This is a genomic window from Marinobacterium sediminicola, assembly GCF_022343685.1.
Lineage (GTDB): Bacteria > Pseudomonadota > Gammaproteobacteria > Pseudomonadales > Balneatricaceae > Marinobacterium > Marinobacterium sediminicola.
Genome location: NZ_CP092123.1, coordinates 3,079,415 through 3,094,495, shown reverse-complemented (window position 1 = coordinate 3,094,495; position 15,081 = coordinate 3,079,415). Strand labels below are relative to the sequence as shown.

Genomic DNA, 15,081 nt, shown 5'->3' with positions numbered 1-15,081 from the left:
AAACATCATGAAGCAGAGTGAACAAGCATGGATCAGACACTCAACGAAAGCTACTTACAGGAAGTTGCCCAAGAGGAATTGGAGATCCTTGATGGGATTATTGAATATGCGGAAAAAATGATTCGTGATGGTGATTTGAAATACAGAGGGCTGAAGCGCAGTGCGTATTCAAAGGCGTTGAAGCTGGATCGTGAGCAGGGAGGCATTACTATTTTTCGACTGGGCATGGAATCCCTAGTCTACCCTAGCCATCGCTCCGGGTATGTTACGCCCCACTCACCTGTTGGTCGGTTATGCTCTGTCGCCGGTATGGGTTATGAGGGCTACTCGCAAGCATGGGGGAGCTATAAAGTCGCAGAAGAACGTCAGTTTCGGCGACACGGCTTTGAAGAGCTGGAGCGACACGCACGAAACTTCATGGCTATGAAAGTTGAGAATAATGATGGTAGTGGCAGAGTTATGGACTTAAGAGCCTTTATTGAAAAAGCGCTTCTTAGCGTAAGAAAGGCTGTTCATCAGACGCCGCCTGAACCACAGGTTCCAACAACCGAACCGAATACAGTGTTGCCGGCGCCTGTCAGTGATCAGTCAGATGGTCAGCCGAGCGAGGAGACTGACACCTTTTCACTTTTGATCGTAGATGATGACGATGAGCAAGCCTTATTATCCTTCTCCGAAATAGATGATCATGAAGACGAGTACGCCGTTGAATCTTCGTCTGGCATAACTCTAGACGATCATTTTTTTCTAAACAGAACCCATGGTCAGGATAAAATTATTTCCCGTGCCCCCGTTGGCCCCATGTGGGTAGAAGGTGTGGCTGGATCAGGGAAAACGTCCGCAGCGTTGGGGCGCACCAAGATGCTCTGCGACTTTAATTCCAATGAAGTCTCTGATCGAGATACATTTCACGCAATTCTGGGCGATGATTTTGATTATTGGGAGGCACAGTTTGCTGGGAAATTCTCCCAAGAAGGCAGCGTTGGCTTTGTTCGTACCGCTGAGCTGATTCAGTACCTCAAAGAAACATGTAGTCAGCTCGGTATGCCTAGCCTGCCTGTTCTTGAGTACCACGAGTTGCGCGCTCGTTTGAGGGCTTATCGAAACCTTGAGTCGTCGGGAATCAACGGTGCTCGTTTTAAGCACAGCAGTGAGCCAGGAGACCCTTTGACCACAACGCTAGCCTGGTTAAACGCCTCGCGAAGAGAGGTGGCGAAGATCATAGCTGAGGACCTTGTTGATCAAGCTACCAGAATTAATAGCGACAAGCTGAACAGCTTTACGTCTAGCCAAAAAGCACTGTTTTCGGTCGCTAAAAAAAATCTTTTGAGTGAAGTCGAAAAGATTGCGTTAGAGCTGAGAGGAGCAAGTTCGCCGGAGCGTGCAATTTATGGCTTGGGAAGGAAGTTGCTTCGAAAAATAGAAGAAGTAACGCAAAAAATTCTCGGGGCAGACTCACTCTGCGTTTTGGTTGGAGGTCGAGTCGTGTATGGCAAGAGTATTCAGGAGCTTGCGCCAAAGCTTGCTGAGTCTGCAACAGACCTTTTTCTCGATACAGGCAGTATTCTGGTTCTCTATGATCTAGAGAAAAATGCTCAAGGTGAAGGTAACGTTAAGCCAGTTACCGTCCCTACAGCCTCAAGCAGGCAATACGAATTTCTGTCTGCTGAGGGCCAGGTTCTATCTTTTGACGAAGCCTTGGAGCTTGCCAGAAATGGTAAGGGCGTTATTGCTAGAGTCCCTAATTTTTCTGAAAAGGGTCGGTTTAATGCTGTATTTATGCCGGTAGATGAACTATTCATTCGTCTTGGCTCATCTGGTTCATTGCTGTACTTGGATGGTGAGGTTCTGAAACGTTTGAAGGTTTACCGTGGCCTTGGTAGTCAGGCGGTGAACGACGTCGAAAAGGAAGAAAGAAAGCTATTTCCACGTAGAATATTTATGCGATCTGCCATAGATTGCTTGGCAAAGCCATTGAAAAACATTGCAGGGTCTTATTCGAAAGCCCTGAGCTCTGCTGCTGCTCATTTCCCGGAAAAACATATCGCACAGGAAGTGTATGAACGGCTAGAAACAAAAAAACTGAATGATTCAGATATAGATCTGCTGTTGTGCCTGGCCCATGACCTGAGCATTGGCGTGAGCTCTACATTACCACCCAGTCTCCGTGAGCCAGCGTATTATCAAAGTGTTTTTGTCGACGAGGTGCAGGATTTCACTGAACAGCAGATTTATCTCATGACCTCACAGGCGGATCCCCTTTTTACTGCTGTTACGGTAGTAGGTGATCGCTCGCAGCAGTTGCTGCGAAATCAAGAAATTCATATTGGAAAATGTTTCCCGATTGGACATTATCCTCAGTTTGTTGAGCTTGACGAGAACCTGCGGCAAAAATCCGAGCCTGAACTTGCATCCTTCAGCGCCAATTTGCGAAATTTACTCAGCAAAGGGAATGAAATAGATATAGAGATTTTTCATTCTGCATTGGAGGTCAGATTTAATGGTGAAGGAGAGCCACATAATCTACGAGATTTTAGTGCTCGCCATGATGAGCTTCAGTATATATGCGAACTGATTTCAGAGACTCCCGAAGATCAGTCACTTGCAGTCGTATTGCCTGATCTTGAGGCTGCCAAACTATTTCACAGTTACTGTGAGGAAAAACTGGACGGTAGTTTCAGGAAAATGAGCATGTCTGAGCATATTGAACTAAATAAAAAGTACCTGGTGCATTTCACGTCTGTCTTACATGTGAAAGGGCTTGAGTTCGATGTTGTGCTACTGCCCATGCTCGACCAGTATGATCTTTCACAGCCAATATTTCGCAATCGGCTTTACGTGGGATGTACACGTGCAAGAAATAGATTGGTCATGAGCAGGTGCGGCATCTCGTCTCAGTAGTATAAAAATGGCGAGATGGTTCTTTTTTGGTAAGCAAGCATACGGCTCAAAATGGATAAATTAATGCATAAGGATCACCTATGGCCAAGTACGAAGTGAAACAAACCGCCGTCAGTCAGGTGCTGGCCGATGTGCGCAGTGACAAAATCGCAATACCGGAGCTGCAGCGCCCGTTTGTTTGGAAGACATCCCAAGTCAGGGATCTTATGGATTCCTTATACAATGGCTACCCGGTTGGTTATCTGATCACCTGGCAGTCGGTTGGTGCGAAGCTCAAGGGCGGGCAGGTCGCTGCTCACCAGCAGATCCTGATTGACGGTCAACAACGTGTCACTGCATTACGTGCAGCCATTGCGGGCCAGCCGGTAGTAGGCAAGCGCTATGAAAAGAAACGAATCGCAATCTCCTTCAATCCACTGACTGAAGAGTTTGCCACTCGCACTCCAGCTATCAGTAACAGCAGCCAGTGGATCCACGATATAAGCGAGTTCTTTTCTGGTAGCAGTCAGCTGACCTTTCTACGTAAGTATTTCGACAAGAACCCTGATGCTGATGAAGCACAAGTCGAGGCGGCGGTTGCAAGGCTGGCCGGTATCGAACACGCACAAGTGGGGGTGATCTCACTTGCGGACAATCTTGATGTCGACACTGTGGCCGAGATCTTTGTTCGCATAAACGCGAAGGGGGTCCCGCTGTCCAGTGCGGATTTTGTGATGAGCAAGATTGCCACTTACGGTGATGAAGGCCGGAATCTGCGAAAGTTGATCGATTATTTTTGCCACCTGTCGGTATCCGGGCATGCCTTTGAAGACATTCGTGAGAATGATGCGGAGTTCAGCGCCTCGGGCCATCTCAACAAAATCCAGTGGCTGAAAAGCCAATCTGATGAGTTATTCCAGCCGGAGTACACCGATGTTATCCGCATTGCCGGTCTAGTGGGCTTTTCCCGCGGTAAGGCTGCAGCCATTGTCAGCGAGCTATCCGGCTTAGACCCGGAAACGCGCAAGATCGATGAAAGTCGTATACCGGACGCCTATGCACGCTTCGGCCATGCACTCGACAAAATGGTGAGCAAGACCCATTTTGAGCGCTTCGTTATGATGATCAAGTCGGCAGGCTTTATTGATGCAAGCATGATCGGCTCCAAGAACGCGCTCAACTTCGCTTATGCGCTGTATCTACGACTGCGTAACAATGACCAGCTGTCTGAAGGCCAGCGCTCACAGCTGGTGAAACGATGGTTTGTGATGACGCTATTGACCGGGAGGGCAGTAGGCAGTTTCGAATCCACCTGGGAAACCGATCTGCGCCGTATTGAAGACCAGGGCGCTGCTGAGTACCTGTACCTGATCGAAACATCCGAGTTGGGCGAGGGGTTCTGGGAGGTTACATTGCCACAGGAGTTGGTATCACCGAGTAAGCGAAGCCCCGCATTTCAGATCTTCCTCGCCGCACTGGTAAGCAAAGGCGCACGGGGCTTTCTGTCAAAATCCATCAATGTTGCCCAAATGATCGAGGGGCATGGCGACATGCACCATATCGTGCCGAAAAATCACCTGATCAAGAACGGTTACCCGAAGCAGGGTGACTACAATCAAGTGGCCAACTTCGCACTCACAGAAACGCCCATCAACATCGCTATTAAGGACTACCCACCGACAGAGTACATGACATGGCTGAGCGGACAGATTGATACGGGTGAGCTGAAACTGGGTGAGATTACCCAACAAAGTGACTTGGAGGCCAACCTGTCCGAGAACGCGATTCCGGCGTTTATCGGTGAAGTGAACGCGGAGAACTACTCTGAGTTTCTTGAAGCAAGACGTAAGCTGATGGCCTTGATGATTAGGGATTACTACTTGGCATTGTGATGAGCAGTGAGCTGGCTGCGTTGGTTTAAGTGAAAAACAGGCATGGGTAAGTTCTGGAGATTATGTGATGGATCAGTCTGTTCTGGAAACTCAGGTTCTGAAGTTGCTGGAACTGCATGCGCCGATCAAGGCGCGTAAGCTGGCCGCCATTTTGGCAGAGGAGTTTGGTAAGCATGTGGATCGCAGCGATGTTAATTCAATCCTGTATCGGCTTAAATCCGAAGGCAAAACGGTAGTTGATAGCAATTATCAATGGCGAATTGGTGGCCAGTCCGTTTCCACTGCAGGAACAGCAAAGCGTGGAAAAAGGGTAACAGCCATGGAGCCGGCGCAGCCGAGTATTGTGTTTACACCAGAGCAGCAGGCGGTCATTGATTTGGACCCGTCTATGCATCTGCTGATTCGAGGGCAGGCCGGCAGCGGAAAAACGACTGTGTTGGCAGCTAGAGCCGGCCGGATCCTGTCAGCCATGAACAAGGGCTCACTGCTTTTCCTTACATACAATTCTGCGCTTTCAGCCTATGTGAAAAGGGCTTTTTCCCAGTCAGGCATGAAAGGTGATATTGATGTCAGAACTTTTCATGATTGGGCACGTAACGCGGCCAAAGGGCTTGGTTTTGAGTTCACAGGCTGGGTAGATGGCAAGGTCCGCAGCGAGCAGATCAAAGCCTGTATCGAAAAAGCCAAGAGCGAGGTCGGGAACCACCGGTTATTTGATTTCCAAGCGTCACCTGAACTGCTCGCTTGGTGGGGGGATGAGATCGCTTGGCTTTTTGGTCAGCATATTACGCATTTGGATGAATATCTTGCCGTTGAGCGTAGTGGCCGGGGTACGGCTATCCGCATATCACAGGAAGATCGGCGCTTTGTCTGGTGTGTTTTCGAGCTCTATGAAGAGTGGCTTGAGAATACCCGGCAAGAAGATTACGACAATCCGGCAGGTCTTATACTGAGAGCGTTGATGGAGCGGGGCGGAGATCTGCCTGATGAATATCGTTACGATCACGTCATGATCGACGAAGTACAGGATTTCGACAAAAGCTGGTTGTTGATAGCTGCAAAAATTCCGCGAGTTTCTCTCAGTATGGCGGGCGATCTTGCGCAAAAAATCTATCGCCGTAGCTTCAGTTGGTCATCTGTGGGCATTCAGGTGCAGGGTGGTCGGTCAAAACGATTGGCTGCAAGCCATCGCACCACCCGCCAGATCATGGATGTGGCAGAATACCTGCTGGCTGATAACGACGTGACTCAAAGCCCTGATTTCACTTCGCCAGATCGACCAACCAAAAACGGCGACAAGGTTAAGCTTTTGCTTGCGGATACCCCTAAGCATGCCTACGAACAAGGCTATGACTGGATTGCACATAAATTCAAGCGCCTACGTTCCACATCGGTTGCCGTTGTTTTGCCCTTTTCCCGCCAGCTGTTTCCTGCACAGAAAGCTCTGGAAAAGCGAGGCGTGAATGTTAAGAGAGCTAAAGGGGCTGGATTGGGTAACTTTGGTGGCGGTGTTGTGGTGACTACCTTTCATCAACTTAAGGGGTTGGAGTTTGATCATGTCGTGATCATGGGGTTGCATGATGCACAGTACCCGGGGCGGCTGCTTGAGAGCATGCCTCAGGAAGATCAGGGTGAGGAAATCAGTCTCATGCGACGTGTGCTATATGTCGCAATGACACGTGCCAAACAGAGCGTGACGTTGGTTGGGTCAGCCCCTTTCTGCCGCTTCTTCGATGAAGTCCCCTCAGAGGTGATGGAACGGGTATGAAAATACGAATCAACAGAGCGAGGCTTTACCCATGAACCTGGTTGAAGAGTAAGAGGCCAGCCTCCAGAGCAGGCGGCCCGGACATAGTGGACACGGCCGCTCCCTAAAATTGTGATGTAAGGGACTACGGTGAAGAACTACACTTTTGCAGTACTGGTTGATGGCGAGAACGCAAGCCCAAAAGACTTTCCGGGAATCATCCGGGAGGTGGAGAAGCAGGGTGATGTTGCCATTCAGCGGGTGTATGCCGACTGGACACAGCCGGCCCACTCAAACTGGAAAGAGACTCTGCATAGAACCGGTGCCCGTCCGGTGCATCAGTTCAATTACGGCAAGGACGCTGCGGATCACGCGCTGATCATGGATGCCATCGAACTGACCATGAATACCCCCAGGATCGATGCCGTTTGTATTGTATCGTCGGATGGTGGCTACCATACCTTGGCCCTCAGGATCCGCGAGAAAGGCCTTTATGTGATGGGCATTGGCAAGCGAAACACACCGGAACGTCTTCGTCGTGCCTGTCATCATTTTGTCTATAGCGACTTGCTCGATTTTGCTTCAGATGATACCGAGGAGACCAAGGAGGACCTGGATCTGGATCGGATTTTGTTGAAGGCCTTCAACGAAGCCCAAGAGGACAATGAAGCCGTGTACCTGGGCATTCTGGGCACTCACATCAAACGTATAGACCCGGCTTTTGACCCGCGTAGCTACTCTTTTAAAACGCTGAAGGGGCTGGTCCAGGCCAGCTCTCATCTATTCAAAGTCGACGATAGCAATAAAAGCCAATGTTTTGTCTCGCTCTGTCCGAGCGTAGTTGGGGGGAAGCTTTACCCTGAAGAAGAGGGCGTGATCTCGCGTTGGATTAATCATTACGGTTTCATCGACAACAGTAACGGCTCATATTTCTTCAACAAAATCAACGTAGTGAGGGAACACAGGGAAGAGGTACTCAAAAAGGGTGACAGAGTTAAATTTAAAGTCATCAAACGCCCTAACTTGAGTGCCGATAGCAGTGCCGAACGGAATGGCAAAGCAAATGAAATTCAGCTGATACAATAGCCTTCTTCAGTCTCACCGCGCCATGAACAGCAATGGATCTGATCTCGGAACACTATGGATACACAACAACTGACCCAAGGCCTGCACCAGGCATTTTTTAATGAGCAACACCGTTTGGTGTTCTGGTACGACCCTGAGCAGAGCTTCAAGGAGTCTGTGTCCGAGTTGGATCTGCCCGATGTCACTGTGCTGAACATGGAAGACCGATCTACGTTGGAAACCAAGCTCTTGCTTGAGCTGGAGGACGCTGAAGGCCGCTACCTGCTGTACTTCCCCGGTCCCGAGCCAGAACCGGAACACGACTGGTTGCTGGATATGAAGCTGTATTCTCGCACCTTCCATGCTGATCGAATCTCCATGATCTTCAACGACCTGGGCCTGCAACAGCAGAGCTTGAGGCAGCACCTGTCTCTACGCGAGAAGTTTTTCAGCAACAAGGCCCGTGTCGAGTCCCTTAAGCGCTATATCCAGCCGGATGCCGATGAAGAGATGCTCGATCTGGGCATGATTGCTGTGGTGATCGGTGCCTTCAGTTCTGATGTGCCGACGATTCTATTCACATTGGCCGATGAGCTGGCTGAAGAGGACGCTGGGCTTGAAACACCACCGCCCTCGCTGAAAGAACTCGAAAAATTCCAGCTGGTACCAGCACTCGTATCTGCACTGCAGACTGAGGTGGGGTACCCGGCTTCAACCGAGGAGCTGAATGGGGAAGCAGGCTTTAATTTTGGTCAGTTCCTGATCCGTCTGCTTACCACCGGTTTCTGTGAAAGCATCGGTGATATTCCGGACTGGGCACGCAGCATTGCCATCTCTACAGCCAATGCCCGGGCGACCTCACGTGCCATGCTGTCACGCTGGCGCGATAGCTCTCGCTACTGCGAGGCCTATGACAAGGTCTCTGGTTGGGTGGCCAATGCCCTCAATATCAAGTCACGTATCAGTGACCTGCCGATTGACTCACTGGCACAGGTAGTTACCTTCCAGGACGTAGAGAACCGCATTCTGGTTGAACTCGTCAGTGCCATACCTCAGGCACAGCCCTCAGCGCTGGCTGTGTTTACCAGGCTCATTTCAGATCGACTCGACGGCTACTGGGCTTCTCGTCACAAGGACGATGATATCCGCCGGCGCTACCGTACTGTTTATACCGCCATTTCTGCCGCGATTGATCTGTTTGCATTGCGCCAACAGCATGCTGATGGTTTCCATTACACCAGTGTTGAGCAGCTGTATAAGGCGTATGAGTCCGAGTTGTATCTGTTCGACATGCATTACCGACACTATTGTGCGGCCAGTCAGAAGGCGCATGTAGAACTGCTGAAGCAACTGGATGAAGCGGTCGAGTCCTGTTATGCCAACTGGTATCTGGATCGTCTGGCATACAACTGGAGCGAGAAGGTTGAATCCGAGCAGGCCTTAGCTGAATGGCGTGTCCCAGGCATTTCTAACCAACAGGACTTTTACCGGCGCTGGGTACAACCCCAATTCGAGGGACGTAACAGCAGCAAGCGCCTTGTGGTGATTATTTCGGATGCCTTACGCTACGAAGCGGCCATGGAGCTCCGTGAGCGCATCAACGTCAAACGCTACAGTGAAGCCAAACTGCACAGCCAGTTAGGCGTGCTGCCCAGTTACACCTCACTGGGGATGGCTTCATTGCTGCCACACCAGGCGCTTGAATACCGAGATGGGACCAGTGGTGATGTCTTGGTGGATGGTCAGTCCACCGCCAACACGGCAGCACGTAATAAAATATTGACGGCTCACAATGGAATGGCAGTAACGGCCGATGATGTGAAAGGCTGGTCCCGTGATCAGGGCCGTGAAATCCTCAAGGATCAACAGCTGGTCTATGTCTACCATAACGTGGTGGATGCCCGCGGTGACAGCGCCTCAACCGAGTCTGAGACATTCGATGCGGTTGAGGATGCCATCGAGGAGCTGACCGAGCTGAGCCGCAAGATCCTGATGCACTTCAACACCAGTACGGTGCTGATCACGGCGGATCACGGTTTCCTGTATCAGCGCAGCAAGCTGGATGCGGTAGATCGCACCGCACTGGTCGACAAGCCGGACAATTTAACCAAATCCAAGAAGCGCTACGTGATTGCTCAATCCCTGCCGGACACAAACGGTGCCTGGAGGGGTAATACCCGGGACACTGCAGGTACAAGCTGCGATACGCAGTTCTGGATCCCGAAAGGTGCGAACCGTTTTCACTTTGTCGGTGGTGCGCGTTTTGTGCATGGCGGTGCTATGCCACAAGAGATCGTAGTGCCTGTTCTGACCGTTCACCAGTTGCGTGGAGAGAAGGCCGCACGACGTGATCGCCGGCCGGTTGAAGTCATCTCCGCACAGACCAACCTCAAAATGGTGAACAACATCCAGCGCTTTGACCTCATGCAGACGGAAGCTGTGAGTGACTTTGTAACGCCTGTAACCTTGTCTGTCGCTATTTATGAGGGTGAACAGAAGGTATCCAGCGAAGAGGTGGTGACATTTGATAGCACGTCGGAATCAGTGAGCGAGCGCGTGAAGTCAGTACGACTTTCCCTGTCAGGAACAGACTTTGACCGCAACTGCGATTACCATCTGGTTCTGAAGAACAAAGACCTGAACACTGAAGTTGAGCGATACCGCGTGGTCATCGACCTGGCGTTTACTGACGACTTCTTTTGATTGAGACATGCACATGGAAATGACGACTGACGCAGACCTGGACCAGCTTCTGAACGAGCATTTTGCCGGCAGGGTGGTCCGTAAAGATCTGACCAAACTCATCAAGGAAGGTGCCAACGTTCCGGTATATGTGCTGGAGTATCTGCTGGGCATGTACTGTGCTTCTGATGATCCTGAAGTGATTCAGAAAGGGCTGCAGAACGTTAAAACAGTACTTGCAGAGAACTATGTACGGCCCGATGAAGCCGAGAAGGTTAAGTCGCTGATCAGAGAGCGTGGAAGCTTCAAGGTCATTGATCGGGTACAGGTTACCTTGAATGAGCGCAAGGACTGCTATGAAGCCAGCTTCAGCAACCTAGGCATCAAAAATGCCGAGATCGGTGCCGGAATCGTCAAAGAGTTCGAGAAGCTGCTGGTCGGTGGTATTTGGGTCATTGCTACGCTCAGCTACTACTACGAAGAAGGGCAGAAAGGTTCACCGTTTGGCGTTACGGTACTGAAGCCGATTCAGATGCCCAATATGAACATGGCCGAGCTCTTCGCGGGTCGTTCACATTTCACAGCGGATCAGTGGCGTGAAACCCTGATACGTTCCACCGGCATGGAACCCGCCACACTGGATAAAGACGTTCAGTGGCACCTACTGGCACGGATGATTCCGTTTGTTGAGAACAACTACAACGTTTGTGAACTTGGGCCACGCGGGACCGGCAAAAGTCATATTTACAAGGAGTGCTCGCCCAATAGCATTCTGGTATCCGGCGGCCAGACTACGGTTGCCAATCTGTTCTATAACATGAGTAGCCGTCGCATTGGTTTGGTCGGCCTCTGGGATCTGGTTGCCTTTGATGAAGTGGCCGGTATCAGGTTCAAGGACAAGGATGGCGTGCAGATCATGAAAGACTACATGGCCTCAGGCTCGTTTGCCCGCGGCCGTGAACAGATCGAAGCATCTGCCTCCATGGTCTTCGTGGGTAACATTAACCAGTCTGTTGAGTCCTTGCTGAAAACCAGCCACCTGCTGGCTCCATTCCCCGAGGACATGATCGACTCGGCGTTTTTTGATCGCTTCCACGCCTACATCCCCGGCTGGGAGATTCCCAAGATGCGCCCGGAGTTCTTCACCGATCGCTACGGCCTCATCGTCGACTACCTGGCCGAATACTTCCGCGAGATGCGCAAACGTAGCTTCTCTGATGCCATTGATCGTTTCTTCAAGCTGGGCAGCAACCTCAACCAACGTGATGTCATTGCCGTGAGGAAGACCGTATCGGGCCTGCTGAAGCTGCTATACCCCCATGCCGGATCCAGCCATGATCTGACCAAGGAAGAGGTTCGCCCCTGTCTTGAGTACGCACTTCAGGTTCGCCGTCGCGTGAAAGAGCAATTGAAGAAGATCGGTGGTATGGAATTCTACGACGTGCACTTCAGCTATATTGACAACGAAAACCTGGAAGAGCATTTCGTTACAGTCAAAGAGCAGGGTGGTGGGGTGCTGATTCCCGAAGGCCCGGGCAAGCCTGGATTTATTCATACCATCGGCTTGAGCAATAAGGGTGTGCCGGGTTTATACCGCCTGGAGCTACAGGTAACCAAGGGTAGCGGCAAACTGGCCACGTCGGGACTGTGGAATTCCACTGCAGCCAAAGAGCAGGTCAAAATTGCCTTTGATTATTTCAAGGCCAATGCATCTCGTATTTCGGGATCAGCCAAGGTCATGGAGCATGATTTCCATCTGCATGTGGTAGAGCTTCAAAATACTGGCCCATTAAATTCTTTGGCATTATCCAGCTTGGTTGCTTTCGCTTCAGGTTTAATGGGTAAGCCTGCACAGGCTCAAATGGTTGTGCTGGGTGATATGAGCTTGGGTGGCAGTGTAACACCCGTACAAAGCATTCCAGACTGCCTGCAAGTTGCATTCGATGGCGGTGGCAAACGCGTGGCACTACCTATGACAAGTGCAGCCGATATTCCATCCATACCGGCAGAGCTGTTTACCAAGTTCCAGACAAGCTTTTATGCGGACCCGGTTGATGCTGTGTTTAAAGTTCTGGGGGTTGACTGAAATTGGCTCTTTGCAGGCGTATAGTGACCAAGGTCAGCTAATTCAGGAAGAAAGGTCATAGCGTTAACATCTCGTGAGCGCACCTGTTCAAGGATTATTTAATGATAATCTCTGAGCTTTTACATAAAAATTCGTGTTTAGATTGCTTAATTATTCATGATCGATTGCTCTATCATATACATGAAAACGTTGGATAAAATACCATGTGCTTTTTGTTTTAGTCCGGATTAACACTTTTCTAATGATGTTGGTAAGCACCTTGTAGATTTTAGGAATTTCTATGAGGTCAGCCTGAATGATTACCTGTTGAGTGAATTGTACGCTTCAGCCGAATCCTGTGACCAGACTGTCGTTGCTGATTTTATTAAAAATGATATCAACCGTCAGAAAAGGGTCGAGATTGCCATCAATCGGGCGAAATAGCTTATGAGGTTGCATACTTTAAGCTTGCTTGTACAAGCTGACTAACTTTGATAGCCTATTCTCGTTCATCGCTGCAGCATGATCTGCAGCGGCAGGCGGAGCTGAACTGCTTAAACACCCAGCAATGTAAATTACCTCACTGAAATTCTCTCTGTCTTGGAGTGCCCGGACATCAGTCCGTCTGCACTACATGTAAATTAATTTCGCTCAGTTAGTCGGCGGATCTGTTGAACTATCCCCTACACTGGACCGAAAGCCTTATGGGCGACCGCCCAAAATGTACAAACCCAAATCGCTCCACCTATCCAATCGAACCAGTTGCGATGTAACTGGCGCGACCACCTGTTAGCTATTTGAAATTGGACAAGCTTTAGTACCTGTCTTGAAGACAGCACTCTGACCAGCCCGTCCTAACGGCTGCCAACAACTTTTTTTTCAGTAGTCGCTGGAAATGAGATGAGCTGAGTTAATGGGCTGTAAGCTAGGTAGTACGTGCCCTCCAGAAAACCTGTCAAGACTAAACCCGGACTAAACTACGGTTTTGCCTGCTACCAGGCGGGTATGTCCGAGGTGGCGTCTCGGAATATGGCTCTGGCCCTCCTACTGATGTCTGCTGGCGTAGCAGCATCAGCCTCACCCCGCATGTGTATGGGGGAACATTCGATATACACATTTAGATGAGGAGAAATTGTCGTGTGTGATTCGACGCGTTGCCGCTGCCCCGATAGTTGGGGCTCCCACTTACTGGTCTATGACGGGGGACGGCGACAGTGCGCGAGTGTTATGGCCGTCCCCCAGGTTTGGACCAGACATTTGGCGCACAAATCACACTTTTTTCATTATTTGGAGTTTTTTTATGGCTAGTAACAACAAGCGTAAACGTTATCAGAAGCCCAACTTTGGGCTTGGTAGAACTATTATGTTTGCAGTGGCTGTTGTGCTGAACCTGTATTACGGTGGCGGGCACTACAAAACCAGAGCTGCGCACGTAAGTCGATTCAGAAAGTTTTTCAAATTTCTGAAGCAGCATGGCATCAACGATGTGCGTAATGTTGGTGTTGAGCATGCTGAGGCCTATGCTCAACACTTGACCAGTCTGCTTGATGCTGGACACATCAGTTTGAGTTATGCACACAATCTGGTCAGCTCGTTCAATGTAGTGATGCAAGCCTTTCGCCGTGATGAGGCTATAAAAATCACCGCATCTGATTACTTTGCTTCGCGTTCATATGTCCGAAAAAAGACCCCGGATATGAATGATGCCTCGATTAATGAGGCGATTGAGATCATGGAGGCAAGAAGTGAACGACGAGCAGTCGCACTACTGAAACTGATCCGATTTTTTGGTCTTCGCCTACGTGAGGGTATTTTGGCTGATCTGGACCGTTGGTGGAATGAATACCAGAAAACTGGTTTTGTGAATGTTATTGACGGTACCAAAGGGGGTAGGAAATCACCTGATCGATTGATTCGTGTTACGCCAGAAGGAAAAGAAGCCCTTGAATATGCAATTTCAGTCAGAGCGAAAGAGTCCAAGAATCTGTTAGCAACCAATGAAAGTTTGATTGGATTTGTGAATACAGTTGTAAAACGCATGCGTAATTTTCTGAAAGAGTACGGAATTGTAAATATTCGTGAAGTGAGGACATATTTTATGGTTGAGCTGTTTGAAGCAGTGACAGGATTAAGGGCTCCTGTTCGTGACAAATCTACACTGGAAAACGAAAAGTTACTTCGGCAGGGATATGAGGCGGTAGCACAAGCTGCAGGCCATGACCGAATTGGTATTGCACGAGCCTATGTTGGATAAAAGGGTATATATGGTTATCAAAAAGCTGGCAAACAATATTAAGGATGTTCATGTTACTAAAACAGTTGACGGAGTGAAAAAGAAAGTTAGTGCCGAGCCTGTTACTGTCCAAAAACATGAAGCCCGTAAACAGCGAATCTTGGAGGCAATTGAAGCTCGCTATCCAAAAATTAAATTTGAGTGGCAGCTGAAGTGCAAACACTTTATGTGGGTTAAAAATGAGTTCCTGAAGGGTTATGCAGAATCAACAAAGCGGGACTATATCCGAACGATGAGGCTGATGATTACGGCACTTGGGAAAGAGCATTGGTTGCATATTCTGGACATTGCCAAGACTGAATCCAAGGGCGGTAGGCCAAGTGCGTTCGCAGTACGTAAGTCCAAACGTATGTACTGATAGAAAAATATCAGGACTCATAGCTCTCAAATGTAGCCATGGAAGGCTATTTCACCTTCGGTATGTACAGTAACAGTATGTACAGTGATGGTAATTACC

General features: G+C 49.6%; 8 protein-coding genes. All 8 read left to right on the top strand.

All coding sequences use genetic code 11. From position 1 onward, the window contains the following. Window positions 1-27: 27 nt before the first annotated feature. Window positions 28-2,901, top strand: coding sequence for an ATP-binding domain-containing protein (locus LN244_RS14130; protein ID WP_239040418.1), 2,874 nt, complete (start codon window positions 28-30; stop codon window positions 2,899-2,901). A gap of 80 nt (window positions 2,902-2,981) precedes the next feature. Next, a complete protein-coding gene (locus LN244_RS14125) occupies window positions 2,982-4,772 on the top strand; it encodes a GmrSD restriction endonuclease domain-containing protein (RefSeq protein WP_239040417.1) in 1,791 nt (596 codons plus the stop codon). 67 nt (window positions 4,773-4,839) lie between these two features. Next, window positions 4,840-6,540 carry a 3'-5' exonuclease gene (locus LN244_RS14120; RefSeq protein WP_239040416.1) on the top strand — a complete coding sequence of 567 codons (1,701 nt, stop codon included), beginning with the start codon at window positions 4,840-4,842 and terminating at the stop codon, window positions 6,538-6,540. 129 nt (window positions 6,541-6,669) lie between these two features. After that, window positions 6,670-7,605 carry an NYN domain-containing protein gene (locus LN244_RS14115; protein ID WP_239040415.1) on the top strand — a complete coding sequence of 312 codons (936 nt, stop codon included), beginning with the start codon at window positions 6,670-6,672 and terminating at the stop codon, window positions 7,603-7,605. 54 nt (window positions 7,606-7,659) lie between these two features. Continuing rightward, window positions 7,660-10,287, top strand: a complete 2,628-nt coding sequence (pglZ, locus tag LN244_RS14110; protein WP_239040414.1) for a BREX-1 system phosphatase PglZ type A — start codon at window positions 7,660-7,662, stop codon at window positions 10,285-10,287. Between the two features lie 13 nt (window positions 10,288-10,300). Beyond that, window positions 10,301-12,352 (top strand): protease Lon-related BREX system protein BrxL, encoded by a 2,052-nt coding sequence (brxL, locus tag LN244_RS14105; RefSeq protein ID WP_239040413.1) that lies wholly within the window; start codon window positions 10,301-10,303, stop codon window positions 12,350-12,352. A gap of 1,279 nt (window positions 12,353-13,631) precedes the next feature. Next, on the top strand, window positions 13,632-14,585 hold the full coding sequence (locus tag LN244_RS14100; protein ID WP_239040412.1) for an integrase domain-containing protein: 954 nt from the start codon (window positions 13,632-13,634) through the stop codon (window positions 14,583-14,585). Then, window positions 14,548-14,982: a hypothetical protein gene (locus LN244_RS14095; RefSeq protein ID WP_239040411.1), complete on the top strand. Its 435-nt coding sequence runs from the start codon at window positions 14,548-14,550 to the stop codon at window positions 14,980-14,982. The genes LN244_RS14100 and LN244_RS14095 overlap by 38 nt, the downstream gene beginning before the upstream one ends. The last annotated feature ends 99 nt before the right edge of the window (window positions 14,983-15,081 follow it).

Bases quoted from the DNA above. Each gene is read 5' to 3' on its own strand.
- LN244_RS14130 (WP_239040418.1), top strand. From the start codon at position 28: ATGGATCAGACACTCAACGAAAGCTACTTACAGGAAGTTGCCCAAGAG.
- LN244_RS14120 (WP_239040416.1), top strand. From the start codon at position 4,840: ATGGATCAGTCTGTTCTGGAAACTCAGGTTCTGAAGTTGCTGGAACTG.
- LN244_RS14095 (WP_239040411.1), top strand. From the start codon at position 14,548: ATGACCGAATTGGTATTGCACGAGCCTATGTTGGATAAAAGGGTATAT.
- LN244_RS14100 (WP_239040412.1), top strand. From the start codon at position 13,632: ATGGCTAGTAACAACAAGCGTAAACGTTATCAGAAGCCCAACTTTGGG.
- pglZ (WP_239040414.1), top strand. From the start codon at position 7,660: ATGGATACACAACAACTGACCCAAGGCCTGCACCAGGCATTTTTTAAT.
- LN244_RS14125 (WP_239040417.1), top strand. From the start codon at position 2,982: ATGGCCAAGTACGAAGTGAAACAAACCGCCGTCAGTCAGGTGCTGGCC.
- brxL (WP_239040413.1), top strand. From the start codon at position 10,301: ATGGAAATGACGACTGACGCAGACCTGGACCAGCTTCTGAACGAGCAT.